The organism is Shewanella sedimentimangrovi (genome assembly GCF_017354965.1).
Taxonomy (GTDB): Bacteria; Pseudomonadota; Gammaproteobacteria; order Enterobacterales; family Shewanellaceae; genus Shewanella; species Shewanella cyperi.
Genome location: NZ_CP071502.1, coordinates 1,343,840 through 1,360,015, shown reverse-complemented (window position 1 = coordinate 1,360,015; position 16,176 = coordinate 1,343,840). Strand labels below are relative to the sequence as shown.

Sequence of the window (16,176 nt, the reverse complement as noted above, 5' to 3'; positions counted from 1 at the left end):
AGTGGCTATGGATCAGGCCAGGCACAGGCGCCAGGCGGTATCCCCTGGCTTGGCAAGGGCCGATTTCTCCAGCCACAGACCGGCGGCGGCCAGCAGTTGCCCGCTGGCAGATATGTCAGTGTTCACTGACTGGCCAAGTATCAGCATGGGCACTGTGGCCCGTTCCCAGGGCGGCACTCCCAGCTCCTGCCAGACTTTTTTAAGCTCCCGTCCCTTGTCCCTGTGATGGGGCCGGGTACGGGTGCTGCCGGGCAGACCAAAGACGATTTGCAGCTCAGTATCTCCGGCCATGTCACTTAGCCCGGGCTCACCGGGGGCGGCAGGCTCCAGCCACAGACGGCGGCCATCGGCAAGCGCTATGCCCTGCTTAAGGGCGGAAAAGGTCACGGACACTGGACTTGGGCATTTAACGGTCGCATCGGCAAGCACAGGAGGCAGAGCCGGGGCCAGTGCATAGGCGCAGCCCTGGAAACGGCGCAGCTCCAGCCCCTGAAACCTCAGGTGCACCGCCGCATCCTCCCGGGCGCCGAGCAATTGCTTGAGCGCATCCTGCAGCTGCAGTTGGGACGGCAGTGGCAAGCCCCTAAGCTCAATAAAGCCGCGCAGCAGTTGCTCCTGCCACAATGGCTCCTGCTCTGCCAGCGCCGTGAGGCAAAGACGTAAGCTTCCATCCCTTTGCAACATGGGTTCGAGGCGTTTACGCATTTCCGCATCCAACAACTGCTGCTGGGACGCGCACAGGGCGGCGCTGCGGGCGCTGGTCTGGGCAAAGGCCGGCCAACGTTGCTTCAGCAGCGGGATGATTTCATGGCGCAGGAAATTGCGGTCAAAGCGGGTGTCGCTGTTGCTCTCATCTTCGATATGCACCAGTCCCAGCGCCTCGACCGTCTGCTCCATATCACTGCGGGACAGCCCCAGGAAAGGCCGCAGCTGCCAGCGCTTGGCCGCATCCTCGCTGTTAGCAAGGGTAAGGGGTTGCACCAGTCCCATGGCCGCCAATCCCTTGGGGCCCTGACCGCGCTTGAGGGCCAGCAGCAGGGTTTCCAGCTGATCGTCCTCATGGTGGGCGGTCAGCAGCACATCGCCGGGGCCCAGCAGGGACAGCAGCGCCTGATAACGCTTGTCCCGCGCCTCGGCCTCCAGGCTCAATCCCTTGTCCCTGGCGAGAGTGACCCGCAATTCCTGAAACTGCAGGCCATAGTGCGCCGCGCGATTCTGGCAGTGGCAGGCCCAGGCATCGGCGTTGGGGCTCAGGCCATGGTGCACGTGGGCGGCGATACACTGGATAGCTGGGTGGCGTTTGGCAAATTCACCGAGGGCACAGGCCAGCAGTTCTGAGTCGAGACCGCCGCTGTAACCCAGCACTATCCGCACAGGCCGTTTGGATTGATTGGGCTGTTTGGGGCGGTGGGGCTCTCTTTCATCTCGCGGAATGGCGCCCAGGGCGCTGTCGATAAGAGCCGCAAGCGCGCTCAGTTCCAGGGCGGGCATCAGAGCGGGCATCAGAACAGTATCCTGACCTTGTCCGGCCCCAGCAGGGTTTGCAGCGCCAGCACCAGCTCGTCACTGGGGTTGACGCGCCAATCGTCACCGAGGCGGAACTGGCCCGAGGCCTGGGCCTGACGGTAATTGATCAGCATGGGCACGGCACCCTGACGCCAGGGCCTCACCAGCTCGGCGAACTTGTCCAGCTGCCCAGGGGCTATGGCCTCGGCATCAAGGTCCACTTCCAGCGCGGTGGCGAAATGGCTGCGGGCCTCACTGATGTCGATGATATTGCGTGCCGTCATGCGGTTGCCGCCGGAGAAGTCATCAAAGCTGACCTCGCCCTCACAGATAAGGATCCTGTCCTTCTCCAGCAGGTGATTAAACTTCTCGAACGCCTCGGTAAACAGCATCACCTCCAGGCGGGCGCTCTTGTCATCCAAAGTCACCAGCCCCATCTTGGAGCCGCGCTTGGTCAGCATCACCCTGGTGGCCACCACCAGGCCCGCAGCCTTGACAGTTTTGCCGCGCTCGGTGGGGTGTATGTCCTTGAGCCTGCCGGAGGTGTAATGCTTGAGTTCCTTGATGTACTGGTTGATGGGGTGGCCCGTGAGGTACAGGCCCAGGGTTTCCCGCTCCCCTTCGAGCCAGATCTTGTCCGGCCAGGGGGTACATTCAACAAATTGCTGCTTGCCATCCTGGGGCTCGCTGTTGAGCAGGCCGAACATGTCGTGCTGGCCTATGGCCTCGGCCTTGGCGTGCTGATCGGCGGCGCGGATGGCTTCGGGCAAGGTCGCCATCATGGCGGCGCGATGTGGCCCCAGGGCGTCGAGGGCGCCCGAGCTTATCAGTTTCTCTATCACCCGCTTGTTGAGTTTTTTCAGGTCCACCCGGGCGCAGAAGTCGAACAGGTCCTTGAAGGGACCGGCCTCGCGGGCCTCAAGAATGGCCTCCACCGGGCCTTCGCCCACGCCCTTGATGGCGCCGATGCCGTAGACGATATTGAGATCTTCATCCACGGTGAACTTGAACTGGCCCTTGTTAACGTCCGGCGGGATCAGCGGCAAGCCCATGCGCTCACACTCGTCCACCAGGGTCACTATCTTGTCGGTGTTGTCCATATCGGCGGACATTACCGCGGCCATAAATTCCGCCGGATAGTGGGTCTTAAGCCACAGGGTCTGGTAGGACACCAAAGCATAGGCGGCCGAGTGGGATTTGTTGAAGCCGTAACCGGCGAATTTCTCCACCAGGTCGAAGATCTTCATCGCCAGTTCGCCGTCGACGCCGTTGTTTTCGGCCCCGCTTTTGAACACGCTGCGCTGCTTGGCCATCTCCTCGGGCTTTTTCTTACCCATGGCGCGGCGCAGCATGTCGGCGCCGCCCAGGGTATAGCCGGACAGAGTCTGGGCAATCTGCATCACCTGTTCCTGATAGAGGATGATGCCGTAGGTGGGTTCGAGGATGGGCTTGAGGCACTCGTGCTGCCACTGGCTGTCCGGGTAGGAGATCTCCTCGCGGCCGTGCTTACGCTCGATAAAGTTATCCACCATGCCCGATTGCAGCGGCCCCGGACGGAACAGGGCCACCAGGGCGATCATATCTTCGAAGCAGTCCGGCTGCAGCCGTTTAATCAGATCCTTCATGCCGCGGGATTCCAGCTGGAACACCGCCGTGGTTTCGTAGCGCTGCAAGAGGGCGAAGGATTTTTTGTCATCGAGCGGAATGGCTTCAATCCGCACAGGATCCTTGCCCATGCGCTTGAGCCTGGGGTTAATCATCCCCAGGGCCCAATCGATAATGGTCAGGGTCCGCAGACCCAAAAAGTCGAACTTCACCAGCCCGGCGTATTCCACGTCGTTCTTGTCGAACTGGGTGACCGGGTTATTGCCCTCGGCGTCGCAGTACAGGGGCGAGAAGTCGGTGATCTTGGTGGGCGCAATCACCACGCCCCCGGCGTGCTTGCCGGCGTTACGGGTCACGCCCTCGAGCTTGCGGGCCATGTCGATAAGATCTTTCACTTCCTCATCGGCGTCATAGGCCTCCTGCAGCCCGGGCTCCACCTCGAATGCCTTGGCCAGGGTCATGCCGGGCTCCGGCGGGATCATCTTGGAGATCCGGTCCACAAAGCCGTAGGCGTGGCCTAGCACCCGGCCAACGTCGCGCACCACGGCCTTGGCGGCCATGGTACCGAAGGTGATGATCTGGGATACCGCCTCGCGGCCGTAGAGTTCGGCCACGTGGTCAATCACTTCGTCGCGCCTGTCCATGCAGAAGTCGACGTCGAAGTCGGGCATGGATACCCGCTCGGGGTTAAGGAAACGTTCGAACAGCAGGTCAAATTCCAGCGGGTCGAGGTCGGTAATTTTCAGGGCATAGGCCACCAGGGAACCTGCGCCCGAACCGCGCCCCGGCCCCACGGGAATGCCGTTGTCCTTACCCCACTGGATAAACTCCATCACGATAAGGAAGTAACCGGGGAAGCCCATCTGGTTGATAACCTTGAGCTCTATGTCCAGGCGCTCGTCGTACTCGCCGCGCCTCTCGGCCCTAACTTGCGGGTCCGGAAACAGGAATTCGAGCCGCTCTTCCAACCCCTGTTTGGAGCGGGCCACCAGAAAATCTTCGATGGACAGATCGCCGGTTGGGAAATTGGGCAGGAAGTATTCCCCCAGGCGCACAGTCACGTTACAGCGCTTGGCAATTTCCACTGTATTTTCGAGGGCTTCGGGGATATCGGCGAACAGCTCGCACATCTCGTCGATGGAGCGCAGGTATTGCTGATCGCTGTATTTCTTCGGCCGGCGGTTATCGGCCAGGGTGAAACCATCAGAAATGGCGACCCGAATTTCGTGGGCCTCGAAGTCGTCCGGGGTCAGGAACACCACCTGATTGGTGGCCACCACGGGCAGGCCCCACTCGGCGGCGTGGGCCACCGCCATGTGCAGGTAGCGCTCCTCATCGGCACGGCCGGTTCGGATAAGCTCGATAAAATAGCGATCCGGGAAATGGCGTTGGTAAAACTCACTCAAGGACGCCGCCTGGGAGGCGTTGCCCTTCAGCAGTGCCTTGCCCAGATCCCCTTCGCGGCCACCGGAGAGCAGCAAAATGCCCTCATTGAATTCCAGCAACCATTCCTGATCCAGCGCCACCCTACCCTGCACCTGGCCACGCAGGTAAGCCCGGCTGATCAGCTGGGTCAGGTTCTGGTAGCCCTGGTTATCCATGGCAATGACGGTCAGGGCGCAAAACTCGCCCTCAACCCCCGGCACCAGCACCCAAAAGTCGGCACCGATAATGGGCTTGATGCCCTTGTCATGGCAGGTACTGTAAAACTTCACCAAACCACAGAGGTTGTTCTGATCCGTCAGCGCAATCGCCGCCATGCCTTCGGCCTCGGCCTTGCCGAGTATGGGCTTGACCTTGGCCAGACCATCGGTCATGGAGAAGTCGGAGTGCACGCGCAGGTGGACGAACTTGGGCTGAGACATGGGCAATAAAGGCTTTTATGGCACGAAAAATCAAAGGAGAAAGATAACATGGCAGCCAAGGACAACAAAAGGCTTAACTGCCGCTTTGTCCACCAGTCCGGGGATTATGTTGGCGGAATCGCCAACGGGGTATAAATAAGGTCACTTGCCGAGGGCAAAGTGGCCTTGAGGGTGCCGGTCGAGTTTGAACCGTTTACCTGGCTGGTGCATATCACCAGCACCGGCGATATTGACGGAATGCCACAGTCACTTGTTAGGCTACCAGTTGGGAAAGTCACTTTTGTTCTGGTAATTGACCAATTCTATCTAAAAATTTGGCTAGTCCCGGCCATTCCACACTATTGATTCGGTTTTCTCTGTTCTTAAAGAATTCGTCAAAACTTTTTCGTTCTTTATTGGTCATTTCGGGAGTAAGTTCAGCTAATTTAGGTGGAAGTGAAAATCCACTTATATTCAATCCTTTCCCTCTGACAGCATCATTGAAATCCAAAAATAGTTCATACGTAACTTCTAACTTGCCTGGTAGCAAATCCCACTCAAGTACCTCAAAAGCAATCCCATTATCTGGAACAATTGATTTATGGTGCAATATACAATGCCTTATTTTTCTAAGGTCTCCCATTAATGGACATTCGATATACCTTGCTTCATACCCCGTAACTTTGGCTACACGGTGGCGATATACCTCGTCCCATAATGAATACATTGTGCATAACAATGACTTTCTAATTTCATTGGAAAAGTGGCTATTTTTCCCACTTTTCGTAATAAACTCTTTTGTGTTTACCCTAGCGTGCATCTTTGGATTATCTTCGCAATCAGAAGCAATCCAAGTTTGATGCCCTTCCGTGAGACTCTGCTTTGCTAGCTCTAAACCTGCCACCTCAATACCTTTGGTCGCAAAATGCATACAAGCAACAAATTCATCGAATGTATTTACGAACTCACTCATTACATTGTTAACGTCTTCGCTCTGTCGCTTTGTCACTAAAACTATCCTTATTTTGCTATAAACTTCACAAGTAGCCTAACGCCCAAAGCAGCGGACCAAAACCAGAGCGAAGCGGCGGTTTTGAGGTCCGCTGCCTTTGTTTGTTATGGCTTGATTCACTGCGGCCATTTATCACCCTCTGAACGGGCAACAAAATCGTAATTTAACTCAGTACCAAAGGGCTCGTATGGCAATTCCGTACCTTGATAGGTAACTGAACACTCTTGGTTTAAAAATGCCAAAAGGTCATGCATACCGGACTCTTTGGCTTCTTGTACTATTTTGGCAATCTCTTCTCGTTGAGCCGCAGACAAAGAAGACAAAACCTCATTCCGATACTCGTTTTCTTTAGTCTCTGGGTACAAACCTCGTGCTACCCATTTCGAAGTAGCTGCTCCTTTGAGAGATACCACTTCGTCAATGAATTCTTTGTATTTTTCTAATTTTTTATTCATGACTCATAGTGGCCATAACGCCCTTGTTAATGGGCAAAATTTAGTTGGCTATAATCTTGAGCGGAGCGAAATCAGCCAACTGAATTTTGTCCGCTTTAAACTGTTTGTTATAGCGCGATTAACGTATTACTTATCTCTAAATACACGGTAATAAGCCCCGTAGCACGGTATCCGTACGCTACAACGCTGTTGCTTACAATATCATCTTTCCGGTAGCAAAAATTGTAATTTACCAGGTTACTGTTTTTATTTGGTTGGCCTGCGAGTAATCCGGAAAAAGTTACCTGATGCTGCTTGTTTTTTATCTCTAGAAATAAGCCAATCTGCTTCGCTTGTTCGAAACTCTTATTTATTGTTAGCGTAGTGCATATCGTGGATGGATTTTTATGTTCATGTCTTACGGAAAGGCCAAACTTTTGGGCATTCCTATGGGTCAAAACCAACTGTTTGGCCTTAATACTGGTTGCTGATGAATCAAAACTTAGCAACATGAAAAATAACAAGACGATATGCATATACTTACTTGGCGCTATAACGCCGCAAGCAGCGGCCGAGTGAAACGAGGTCCAGCGACCGCAGGGAGCGGTGCTGGCTGGCTTGGTTATAGCTTGCCATTTATATTGCGAGCCTTTATTTCTTTAAGACAGGCTACGCACACAATTTTAGGTGCTGCGAAGGCCGCAGCGACTTCATTCCAGTCACCTTGACTCAAGAGCATATCATCACAGGATTTACACCAAACATTTCCAACTTCAGAACGACCAGGTTCATTCTCATCATCTGCATCAAAATACTCTATGGGATGATGGTCTGTAGATTGGTTCACGAGATGTTGGCATACAAGCGCATAATCCATCAATCCATGCTTACAACAGTCAACTTTTTCGGAGTTATCCATATACCCTCATGAGCTATAACGCCCGCATTTGGGGCCGTAGTGAAGCGCAGCGGAACGAAGGTCCCAGCCCCGCAGGGGCGAACAACATGCGCTTGTTAAATGTGGGACCATATAGCACCTATTACTAAAGCGATTATTATGGATACCTGAATCAGGTTTGCCTTACGCTGCTCCGCTTTTGCTTGCTTAGTGTCGGTAACCCCAGCCTCATAATCAAAACCATCCGGCTCTAAATCTTCGTTGAATATAACCAAGCCATTGATCAAGACGGCAATCATTGCGATAAGCATTGCAGTTAACCAATAAAACCCGGCGAAATAGTCTATAGCCACTCCGATCAGTGCGCATACCGATATCATTATTGCTGCGGGTTTTATATCTGCGATCTTCATGCCTGGGTACATTTAACATTTGTATAGTGTGCCGGCTCATTTACCACCTCAGACCAGTGAAAAACGTGCCGGAGAATTCATCGATTATTCCTCAGGTTAGCCGATTCTGTCCACATCAATTTACAAGCAAAGCGTGCTGGCACGCTTTGCACTTTTTAACCGCCTGTTATCTGAATTTGATGTTCATTGAAGACTTTGATTTCTTTCAATAATAGCCTGATTAACCCTATGAAACCGTGCCATGAAATGCAGAAAACCGTGCTTGCGCTATTACCATTGGCAATAATACTGTGAATCTTTCCTGAACAGTGGAAAACCGGTTGGCACTCAGACATCAAAGGAGTCGGAAAGCGGCATGGCTACCGCACGGGCTAAAGTGGTGTGCTGCATCCCTGAACATTGTTTTATCTCCTTGAATCAGAATCTTGGCAGAGGTCGTTGCCATTCGGCAAGCGAAAATTTGAAGTGCTTCCTGGTCTTTAGTCTGAGATAGCACCTTTGTTTGAGTGGAACACCTTTGAACAAGCACTGCCGCACCAGTGACCGTCCGAGCCATGGATGGCGAGGGGAGGCTATAGGGACATATTCACGCCGTGTCACGGGTGTGGCAGTGCGAAAGCGCACCGCAGGTGATTAAGCACATCCTATGCTGGAAGTTGTGCAAAAGTACAAGATAGCCGCTGTGCCAGCGGCACAAAGTCGTGGGTCTCCAACCCACACCCGGGCAAGGGGCTTTGCTCATCCAAAGCCCCTTGCAACCCAAAGGATGCCCCCGACCGGAGCCGACAGCCCCTCGGCCTTATGCTGAAAATTGGCTAACGCGTCAGACGCTCATCCATGATTCGACTGACGCTGCTTCGGTATCTGCCGGACAGGAGTCCCAATGCCGTGAAGGGCTGGACGTCCGTGAACGGCCATGCCTCGCCACGCCATTTTCAGCAACGTCCTCGGCGGCTCCGAAGGGGGAAACGGTGCAACAGTCACGCTTTGGCTTCTAATTCTGAACTTCAATACAAACACCAGATGCCGGAAAGGAACACCTTTGAACAAGCACTGCCGCACCATTGACCGTCCGAGCCATGGATGGCGAGGGGAGGCTATAGGGACATATTCACGCCGTGTCACGGGTGTGGCAGTGCGAAAGCGCACCGCAGGTGATTTAGTGCTCCCCAAGGTTGAAGCACCTGATTTCCTCAAAAGAAGCTGCTTTTCAAGTAGCACAACATTATGGGTGATCAAATGTAATTAGAGCGTGCTGCGGAGATAGAAACCCCAAGGGCAGCTCTATGCTGCCCTTGGGGTTTTGAAGCCAATGGTTAGCTGTTGGCTTCCAGCCACTCCCTAACGGGTCGAAAACTACGCCTGTGCTCTGGCAGCACGCCGTGGAGGTTAAGCGCCTCAAAGTGGGCAGCGGTGGGATAACCCTTGTGGGCGGCAAAGCCGTATTGGGGATGGCGAGCGTGAAGCTCGGCCATTTCGCGGTCGCGGGTGACCTTGGCGATCACCGATGCGGCGCTAATGGCGGCCACCAGGCCGTCGCCCTTAACCACGGCGTGTGCCGGCAGGCCAAAGTCCGGGGTGCGGTTGCCGTCCACCACCACCTGCTCAGGCGGAATGTGCAGGCCAGCGACCGCGCGCTGCATGGCAAGCATGGTGGCGTGCAGTATGTTGAGTTCATCGATTTCCGCCGGGCTGGCACGACCGACGGATACCGCCAGTGCCTTGTCGAGGATTTCCTGGTACAGGGCCTCGCGCTTTTTCTCGGACAGCTTTTTGGAATCATTGAGGCCGACTATGGGCCGGGCCGGGTCGAGAATAACCGCCGCCGTCACCACATCGCCCACAAGTGGGCCGCGGCCCACCTCGTCAACACCGGCGATGCGGCCCTGGAACAATTCTGCGGCCTGTTCTTTGGTCAACTGTTTATAGATGGCCATCAGTGCTTTGCTCCCATATCCAACAAGGCCACCACGGCATCGGCGGCGCGCTCGCTGGCGTTGCACTTAAGGTTTTCATGCATGGCGCTGAATCTGGCCAGCAAGGGCCTGTTATCACGCCCCAGCATGGCGAGCACTTCTGTCGCTATCTTGTCAGGGGTGCAATCGGCCTGGATAAGTTCCGGCACCAGATCCTCACCGGACAGCAGGTTCGGCAGTGAGTAGCGGGAAATCTGCATCATGCGGCGGGCTATGCTGTAGGTCAGCGAAGCCACTCTGTAAGCTACCACCATGGGCCGCTTGACCAACATGGCCTCCAGGGTGGCGGTGCCGGACGCCAGCAGTATGGCGTCACTGGCGGCCATCACCTCGCGGGAGTGACCATCCACCAGGGTGATTTCCAGATCCGGGGCATGTTGCTTGAGCGCCTCGATAAACTGCGCCTTGCGCTTGTCATTCACCAGAGGGGTGACAAAACGTATATCCGGCAGCGCCTGTTTGATTAACACGGCGGCCTTGATAAAGGGCTCCGACAGCATTTTCAGCTCGCCGCCACGGGATCCCGGCAAAATCGCCAGGTATTCGGCATCGGCATCCAATCCCAGGGTTTGTCGGGCCTCGGCCTTGTCCAGCACCATGGGGATCTCATCGGCCAGGGTGTGACCGACGAAGGTGCATGGCACCTGATGCTTATCGTAAAAGGCCTTTTCGAACGGCAGCAGCGACAACACCATGTTGGTCGCCCTGGCAATCTTGAAAATGCGTTTGGGGCGCCAGGCCCAGACCGACGGGCTGACGTAGTGCACGGTTTTTATCCCGCGGGCCTTGAGCTTAAGCTCAACGCCGATATTGAAATCCGGCGCGTCGATACCGATAAAGCAGTCCGGTTGGAGTTCAGTCAGTTGCTTGACCAGAGAGGAGCGTACCTGCAACAGCCTTGGCAGGCGCGACAGCACTTCCACCAGGCCCATAACGGCCAGCTCTTCCATGGCAAACAGGGATTGGAAGCCAAGAGCCTCCATGCGCGGACCACCGATACCGACAAAGCGGGCATCGGGATAGCGGGCCTTGAGGGCGCGCATCAGACCTGCACCTAAAATATCGCCGGAGATTTCTCCGGCGACCATGGCAAACACGAATGGCTTGGATTGACCCATGCGATTACAGCCCCATGCGATTATTGACCCATGCTGTTAGCGAATAATGCCCCTGGCGGAAGCGTTGACGAAGTCCATCAGCAGTTTGACCTCGGGTACGGTGGCAATCTCTTCGGCGAGGGCGGCGGTGGCCTCTTCTACCGTCAGGTTGCTGCGGTACAGGGTCTTGTAGGCACGGCGCACCGCCAGCTGGGCTTCCTTGGAGAAGCCACGACGTTTCATGCCTTCGCTGTTGAGGCCGCGGGGAATAGCGGGCTGACCGGACGCCATCACAAAGGGCGGCACATCCTGCAATATCAAAGACGCGCCGGCCGTGAAGGCATGGGCTCCGATATGCACAAACTGATGCACCCCAGTCATGCCACCCAGGATAACCCAGTCACCCACATGCACATGACCGGCGATGGAGGCGTTGTTGGCCATGATGACGTTATTGCCGACCACGCAGTCGTGGGCTATGTGGACATAGGCCATAAACAGGTTATTGGAGCCGATGCGGGTCTCACTGTTGTCCTGAATCGTGCCCCTGTGAATGGTGACGTTTTCACGGATAACGTTGTTGTCACCTATGATGAGGCGGGTCGGCTCACCGGCATACTTCTTGTCCTGACAATCTTCGCCCACGGACGCAAACTGGAATATGCGGTTGCCCTTACCTATGACTGTCGGTCCCTTGATCACCACGTGAGAGTGAATGATGCAGTCATCACCGATTTCGACCCCGGGGCCTATGTAGCTCCAGGGGCCAATGCTGACGTTATTCCCGATTTTGGCTTCGGGGTGAACAAAGGCTAAATTATCTATCACTTCTCAATCTCTCTGCGGGCACACATGATTTCTGCCGAACATACCAGCTCGCCGTCCACCTTGGCCTCACCGATGAAGACGCCTATTCCGCGGCGCTCCTTGATCATTTTCACTTCGAAGTGGATTTGATCGCCCGGCTCAACCACCCGCTTGAAGCGCGCGTTGTCTATGCCGGCAAAATAATACAGCACGTCCGGTGATGGCTCGCTGCTCATGGTTTTGAACGCCAGCAGACCCGTGGCCTGGGCCATGGCTTCCAGGATCAGCACGCCGGGCATCACAGGGGCGACCGGAAAGTGACCGACGAAGAAAGGCTCGTTAATGGTCACGTTCTTAATGGCATGCAGCGACTCACCTGGAGTGTAGTCCAGCACCCGGTCGATCAACAAAAATGGATATCTGTGGGGCAGATACTTGAGAATTTCCTTGATATCCATAGTGTTCATTTGATTAGACACGTAAAGCTTCCTCAGGGTTAAGCTAAATCAATCTTCTGTTTTCTTTGTACTTTCGAGGGCCTTCACCCTCTGGAACAACTCGTCCAGTTGCCTGAAGCGCACGGTATTGCGACGCCAGACCTTGTTTTCCATCGCCACTGTGGCCGAGGAGTAAACTCCGGGCTTGGTGATGGCGCTGGTGACATTGGTGCCACCGCTGATCATGGTGCCTTCGGCTATGGTCAGGTGGCCGGCGATGGCGCTGTTGCCACCGACGATACAATGCTTGCCCAGATTCACGCTGCCGGCGATGACGGTACAACCGGCGATGGCGGAATGGGCACCTATGATGTCGTTATGGGCAATCTGTACCTGGTTGTCCAGGATAACGCCATCGTGAATTTCTGTGTGTGCCAAAGCGCCTCTGTCAACCGTGGTGCCGGCACCGATTTCGACCTTGTTGCCGATGCGCACGCCGCCGGTCTGGGGGATCTTAACCCAGTGGCCGCGTTCATTGGCGTAGCCGAAGCCGTCGGAACCCAGTACTGCGCCCGAATGGATCAGGCAATCCGTGCCTAAATGCACGTCATGGTACAGGGTGACATTGGCCCACAGCTTGGTGCCACTGCCAAGGATACAATCCTGACCTATGACACAACCGGGTCCTATCTGCACCTTTTCCCCCAGAATAACCCTGGGACCAATCACCGCATTGGCACCGATAGCGACGCCTTCGCCCAGTATGGCTGAAGGGTCTATATGGGCTGAGGGATGTATCCCTTCTGCGGCCTTTGGGGTGGTATCCAGCAATTGGGCAACACGGGCAAAGCCCACGTAAGGGTCACGCAGCACCAGTGCCATACCTTGGTATTGCTCGGCATCGGCTGCGGTCAAAAGCACGGCGCTGGCGCGGGTGCTGTCCAATTGAGAGCGATATTTGCTGTTCGCCAAAAAGGAAATCTGCCCCGATTGGGCAGACTCCAGTGTGGCGACCGAGTTGATGGCGATGTCAGCATCGCCACGCAGCTCGGCATTGAGCAGGGTGGCTAGTTCACCCAGGGTCACACTCGCCATCGATTATTTGCCTTTGCTCAAGGCTTCAACCACTTTACCGCTGATATCGGCATCGGGCTTCACAAATACTACGGCGCCGCGCTGCAGTACCAGATCGTACTTTTCCGCTTCGGCTATGGTATTGATGGCCTTTTGTACCTTCACCAGCAGCTTGTTCTGTTCTTCGCCCTGGCGACGACGCAGATCTTCATCCAGCGCCTTACCCTTGAGTTGCAGATCGGCCTTCAGTGATTCCATCTTGCGAACCAGTTCGGTTTTCTGGGTATCGTTCATCAAGGCAGCATCACGTTGCTGTTTTTCCAGCAGACCACGCAGCTCGTCCTGCAGCTTTTGGGCTTCGGCCATACGATCGCCGAATTCGGTTTTCAAGCTTTGAGAGATCTGCTCACGCTGTGGCAGTTGCTCAAAAATAGAGCCCATGTCTACCACGGCAATCTTCTCTGCCTGAGCTGCCAGCGGCGCTCCCACCAACATCAGGGCCATCAGCGCACGATTAACCATCTTATTCAAAATGAACTCCTTATTATTGTCTCAAGCAAAGCTTGCCGAGTTTATGTGTTTTAGAATGTTTTGCCAATATTGAAGGAGAAGATCTCAGTCTCATCGTCTTCATATTCTTTGATTGGCCACGCCAGGCTGAACACCATGGGACCCATGGGTGAAAGCCATTGCACGCTCATACCCCAGGATGCGCGAATACGGCTTGGATCGCTGTAGTCCTGCAGCTTGGCAAATTCCTCTGCCGGCAAGGTGCTGTAGCTTTCCAGGTCAAACTCGGTATCCCAGACGTTACCAGCATCCACAAAGAAGCTGGTACGCAGCGAGTTTGTATAGGCTTCATCCAGGAATGGCGTCGGCACTATCAGCTCCATGCTGGCGGTCGCCGTGGCGTTACCACCGATGGAACGTCCCTTGTTGACCAAAATGGAATTGGGATCTCCAGGCAAGCTGCAGCCATCTCCGGAAGCATCCGGAGCGCAGGGCTCACTGCCCCGGAACAGGTAGAAAGACCTTGGTCCTACAGAGTTGGACTTAAAGCCCCTGAGCGAACTGGTGCCACCTGAGTAATAGTTTTCCCAGAAGGGCAGTATCTGGTCGTTGTCATTGTATTGACCATAACCATTGCCATAGCCCAGCTTGGCCCGAGTCAAAAGCACGAAGTTGTGACTGCGGGTCATAGGGAAATAGAAATTGGTTTCAAAGTCGGTCTTGAAATATTGAAGATCAGAACCCGGGGTAGTGATCTTGCCATTCAGACGCTGGGAAGAGCCATCCGTTGGGAAAGTACCACGGTTAAGTGTACTGCGATACCAGCCCAGACTGAGATCGAAGTTGTTAAAGCTTAACTCACTGTCTTCACCATCGCGGTAGATATTGTAAAAGCGCAGCGCCTGCTCGTAACCTGACACATCGGAAATGCTGTTGTGACGGAAGCCGACACCGCCATTTATACGGTTATACTCATTGATGGGGAAACCACTGCTGACTGCCACCCCATAGGAGTCGTTTTTATAACGCTCCAGGTTGGCCCTGTTGGCGTCAAATTCACTCCAATACACGCTGCCCCCCAGGCTAATCCCGTCCTTGGTGAAATAGGGATCGGTATAGGACAGATTCACGTTTTTGGAGTATTTGGTGGTATTGAGGTTAATACCCGCCTGATTACCGGTGCCGAGGAAGTTGCTCTGCTGCACGCCAAGCTGCAAACTGAGACCGGACTCGGTGCCATAACCCACACCGGCGTTGAATGAACCCGAGGGTTGTTCTTTCACCTTGAAGGCCACATCCACCAAATCGTCTGTGCCAGGAACCTGGATGGTCTCTGTATCCACGGTTTCGAAAAAGCCCAGACGGTTAAGGCGGGTTTTGGATTGCTCAACGTTGGCCGAATTGAGCCAGGCGCCTTCCATCTGGCGCAATTCCCGGCGCAGCACTTCATCCTTGGTCACTTCATTACCACTGAAGTTGATGGAACGGACATAAACCCGTTTGCCTGGCTTGATATTGACGTTAAGGGTCACTTCCTTGGTTTCATCGTCGATTTCCGGGAAGGTCTTAACCTCGGGATAGGCATAGCCAAAACGCCCCAGATACTTGCTGTACATCTCCTCGGCAAAGGTCACATCGGCGCCGTTGTACTGCTCGCCCGCCTTGATTGGCAGAATGGATCGCATTAACTCTTCACGGCCCATCAGGTCGCCGGTCAGATTCACTTCCTTAACCTTGTACTGTTCACCCTCATCAACGTTGATGGTGATATACAGGCCCTTGCGGTCTGGGGTCATGGCAACCTGGGTGGAGGTAACCTCGAAACGGATATAACCATTGTTGTGATAATGGGTCTTGATGGTTTCAAGATCGGCCTGCAGTTTCTGCTTCTGGTAACGGCGCTCACCAAAGAGATCCCACCAGGCAACGTAATCTTTAAGCTCCAGCATGCCTATCAAATCGGCATCGCTGTACTTCTCGTTACCCACTATGTTGATCTGACGAATTTCCGCCGCCAGACCTTCGGTGAACTTGAAATTCAATTCGACCCGGTTACGGGGCAAGTTGATTATCTCAGCTTCTACCTTGGCGCCATACTTACCAACGCCATAGTAAAAGTCCTGCAGACCTTTTTCGATACCGGACAGCATGGTGCGATCGAGGGCTTCGCCTTCCTTGACACCACTGCCATCCAGGCTTTCTTTAAGCTGTTCGTCCTTGATGTCCTTGTTGCCTTCAAAGCTGATGGCACTGATGGTGGGCCTTTCCTTGACCTTGACTATCAATATGCCGTCTTCGCGGCTGACGGACACCGACTCAAAGTTGGTAGAGGCATACAGGCTTTTAATCGCCTGCTGCAATTTCAATTGATCCACAGTGTCACCGACCTTGATCGGCAAACTCAGCAAGGCCGCACCCAGTGCTACACGCTGCAAACCTTCGACTTGAATGTCGGTCACTTCAAACGGCTGAAAGCTATCCGCCCAACTCGTCCCTGAAAACGACGCCCCAAGCATTAACATGGAGGCAAAAAGTTTATTCAATCTCATAGAGCACTTCTGAT

Annotated in this window: 13 protein-coding genes; all 13 read right to left on the bottom strand. The window is 54.6% G+C overall.

Annotation, left to right across the window (positions count from 1 at the left end; translation table 11 throughout):
• Positions 1-12: 12 nt before the first annotated feature.
• Positions 13-1,503 (bottom strand): tRNA lysidine(34) synthetase TilS, encoded by a 1,491-nt coding sequence (gene tilS / locus JYB85_RS05700; protein ID WP_207381422.1) that lies wholly within the window; start codon positions 1,501-1,503, stop codon positions 13-15.
• The gene (gene dnaE / locus JYB85_RS05695; RefSeq protein WP_207381421.1) at positions 1,503-4,976 is read right to left on the bottom strand and encodes a DNA polymerase III subunit alpha; all 3,474 of its coding nucleotides are present in this window, start codon (positions 4,974-4,976) and stop codon (positions 1,503-1,505) included. Before dnaE ends, tilS begins: the two co-directional genes overlap by 1 nt.
• Before the next feature lie 274 nt (positions 4,977-5,250).
• Positions 5,251-5,964: a hypothetical protein gene (locus JYB85_RS05690; RefSeq protein WP_207381420.1), complete on the bottom strand. Its 714-nt coding sequence runs from the start codon at positions 5,962-5,964 to the stop codon at positions 5,251-5,253.
• A gap of 119 nt (positions 5,965-6,083) precedes the next feature.
• Positions 6,084-6,422, bottom strand: coding sequence for a DUF6547 family protein (locus JYB85_RS05685; RefSeq protein ID WP_207381419.1), 339 nt, complete (start codon positions 6,420-6,422; stop codon positions 6,084-6,086).
• 601 nt (positions 6,423-7,023) lie between these two features.
• A complete protein-coding gene (locus tag JYB85_RS05680; protein WP_207381418.1) occupies positions 7,024-7,320 on the bottom strand; it encodes a hypothetical protein in 297 nt (98 codons plus the stop codon).
• A gap of 95 nt (positions 7,321-7,415) precedes the next feature.
• Positions 7,416-7,712 (bottom strand): hypothetical protein, encoded by a 297-nt coding sequence (locus JYB85_RS05675; protein ID WP_207381417.1) that lies wholly within the window; start codon positions 7,710-7,712, stop codon positions 7,416-7,418.
• Between the two features lie 1,316 nt (positions 7,713-9,028).
• A complete protein-coding gene (gene rnhB / locus JYB85_RS05670; protein WP_207381416.1) occupies positions 9,029-9,649 on the bottom strand; it encodes a ribonuclease HII in 621 nt (206 codons plus the stop codon).
• The gene (gene lpxB / locus JYB85_RS05665; RefSeq protein ID WP_207381415.1) at positions 9,649-10,806 is read right to left on the bottom strand and encodes a lipid-A-disaccharide synthase; all 1,158 of its coding nucleotides are present in this window, start codon (positions 10,804-10,806) and stop codon (positions 9,649-9,651) included. Before lpxB ends, rnhB begins: the two co-directional genes overlap by 1 nt.
• Before the next feature lie 36 nt (positions 10,807-10,842).
• Entirely contained in the window at positions 10,843-11,613 is a 771-nt protein-coding gene (gene lpxA, locus JYB85_RS05660) for an acyl-ACP--UDP-N-acetylglucosamine O-acyltransferase (protein ID WP_207381414.1), read from the bottom strand.
• Positions 11,610-12,071 carry a 3-hydroxyacyl-ACP dehydratase FabZ gene (gene fabZ, locus JYB85_RS05655; RefSeq protein ID WP_207322418.1) on the bottom strand — a complete coding sequence of 154 codons (462 nt, stop codon included), beginning with the start codon at positions 12,069-12,071 and terminating at the stop codon, positions 11,610-11,612. Before fabZ ends, lpxA begins: the two co-directional genes overlap by 4 nt.
• A 27-nt stretch (positions 12,072-12,098) precedes the next feature.
• On the bottom strand, positions 12,099-13,124 hold the full coding sequence (gene lpxD, locus JYB85_RS05650; RefSeq protein WP_207381413.1) for a UDP-3-O-(3-hydroxymyristoyl)glucosamine N-acyltransferase: 1,026 nt from the start codon (positions 13,122-13,124) through the stop codon (positions 12,099-12,101).
• 3 nt (positions 13,125-13,127) lie between these two features.
• The gene (locus tag JYB85_RS05645) at positions 13,128-13,625 is read right to left on the bottom strand and encodes an OmpH family outer membrane protein (protein WP_207381978.1); all 498 of its coding nucleotides are present in this window, start codon (positions 13,623-13,625) and stop codon (positions 13,128-13,130) included.
• Positions 13,626-13,684: 59 nt separating this feature from the next.
• Positions 13,685-16,162: an outer membrane protein assembly factor BamA gene (gene bamA, locus JYB85_RS05640; protein WP_207381412.1), complete on the bottom strand. Its 2,478-nt coding sequence runs from the start codon at positions 16,160-16,162 to the stop codon at positions 13,685-13,687.
• Positions 16,163-16,176: the final 14 nt, after the last annotated feature.

What these genes read in the sequence shown, in the direction of transcription:
- tilS (WP_207381422.1), bottom strand. Translation starts at nt 1,503, where the DNA reads ATGCCCGCTCTGATGCCCGCCCTGGAACTGAGCGCGCTTGCGGCTCTT.
- dnaE (WP_207381421.1), bottom strand. Translation starts at nt 4,976, where the DNA reads ATGTCTCAGCCCAAGTTCGTCCACCTGCGCGTGCACTCCGACTTCTCC.
- JYB85_RS05685 (WP_207381419.1), bottom strand. Translation starts at nt 6,422, where the DNA reads ATGAATAAAAAATTAGAAAAATACAAAGAATTCATTGACGAAGTGGTA.
- JYB85_RS05680 (WP_207381418.1), bottom strand. Translation starts at nt 7,320, where the DNA reads ATGGATAACTCCGAAAAAGTTGACTGTTGTAAGCATGGATTGATGGAT.
- JYB85_RS05675 (WP_207381417.1), bottom strand. Translation starts at nt 7,712, where the DNA reads ATGAAGATCGCAGATATAAAACCCGCAGCAATAATGATATCGGTATGC.
- rnhB (WP_207381416.1), bottom strand. Translation starts at nt 9,649, where the DNA reads ATGGCCATCTATAAACAGTTGACCAAAGAACAGGCCGCAGAATTGTTC.
- lpxB (WP_207381415.1), bottom strand. Translation starts at nt 10,806, where the DNA reads ATGGGTCAATCCAAGCCATTCGTGTTTGCCATGGTCGCCGGAGAAATC.
- lpxD (WP_207381413.1), bottom strand. Translation starts at nt 13,124, where the DNA reads ATGGCGAGTGTGACCCTGGGTGAACTAGCCACCCTGCTCAATGCCGAG.
- JYB85_RS05645 (WP_207381978.1), bottom strand. Translation starts at nt 13,625, where the DNA reads ATGGTTAATCGTGCGCTGATGGCCCTGATGTTGGTGGGAGCGCCGCTG.
- bamA (WP_207381412.1), bottom strand. Translation starts at nt 16,162, where the DNA reads ATGAGATTGAATAAACTTTTTGCCTCCATGTTAATGCTTGGGGCGTCG.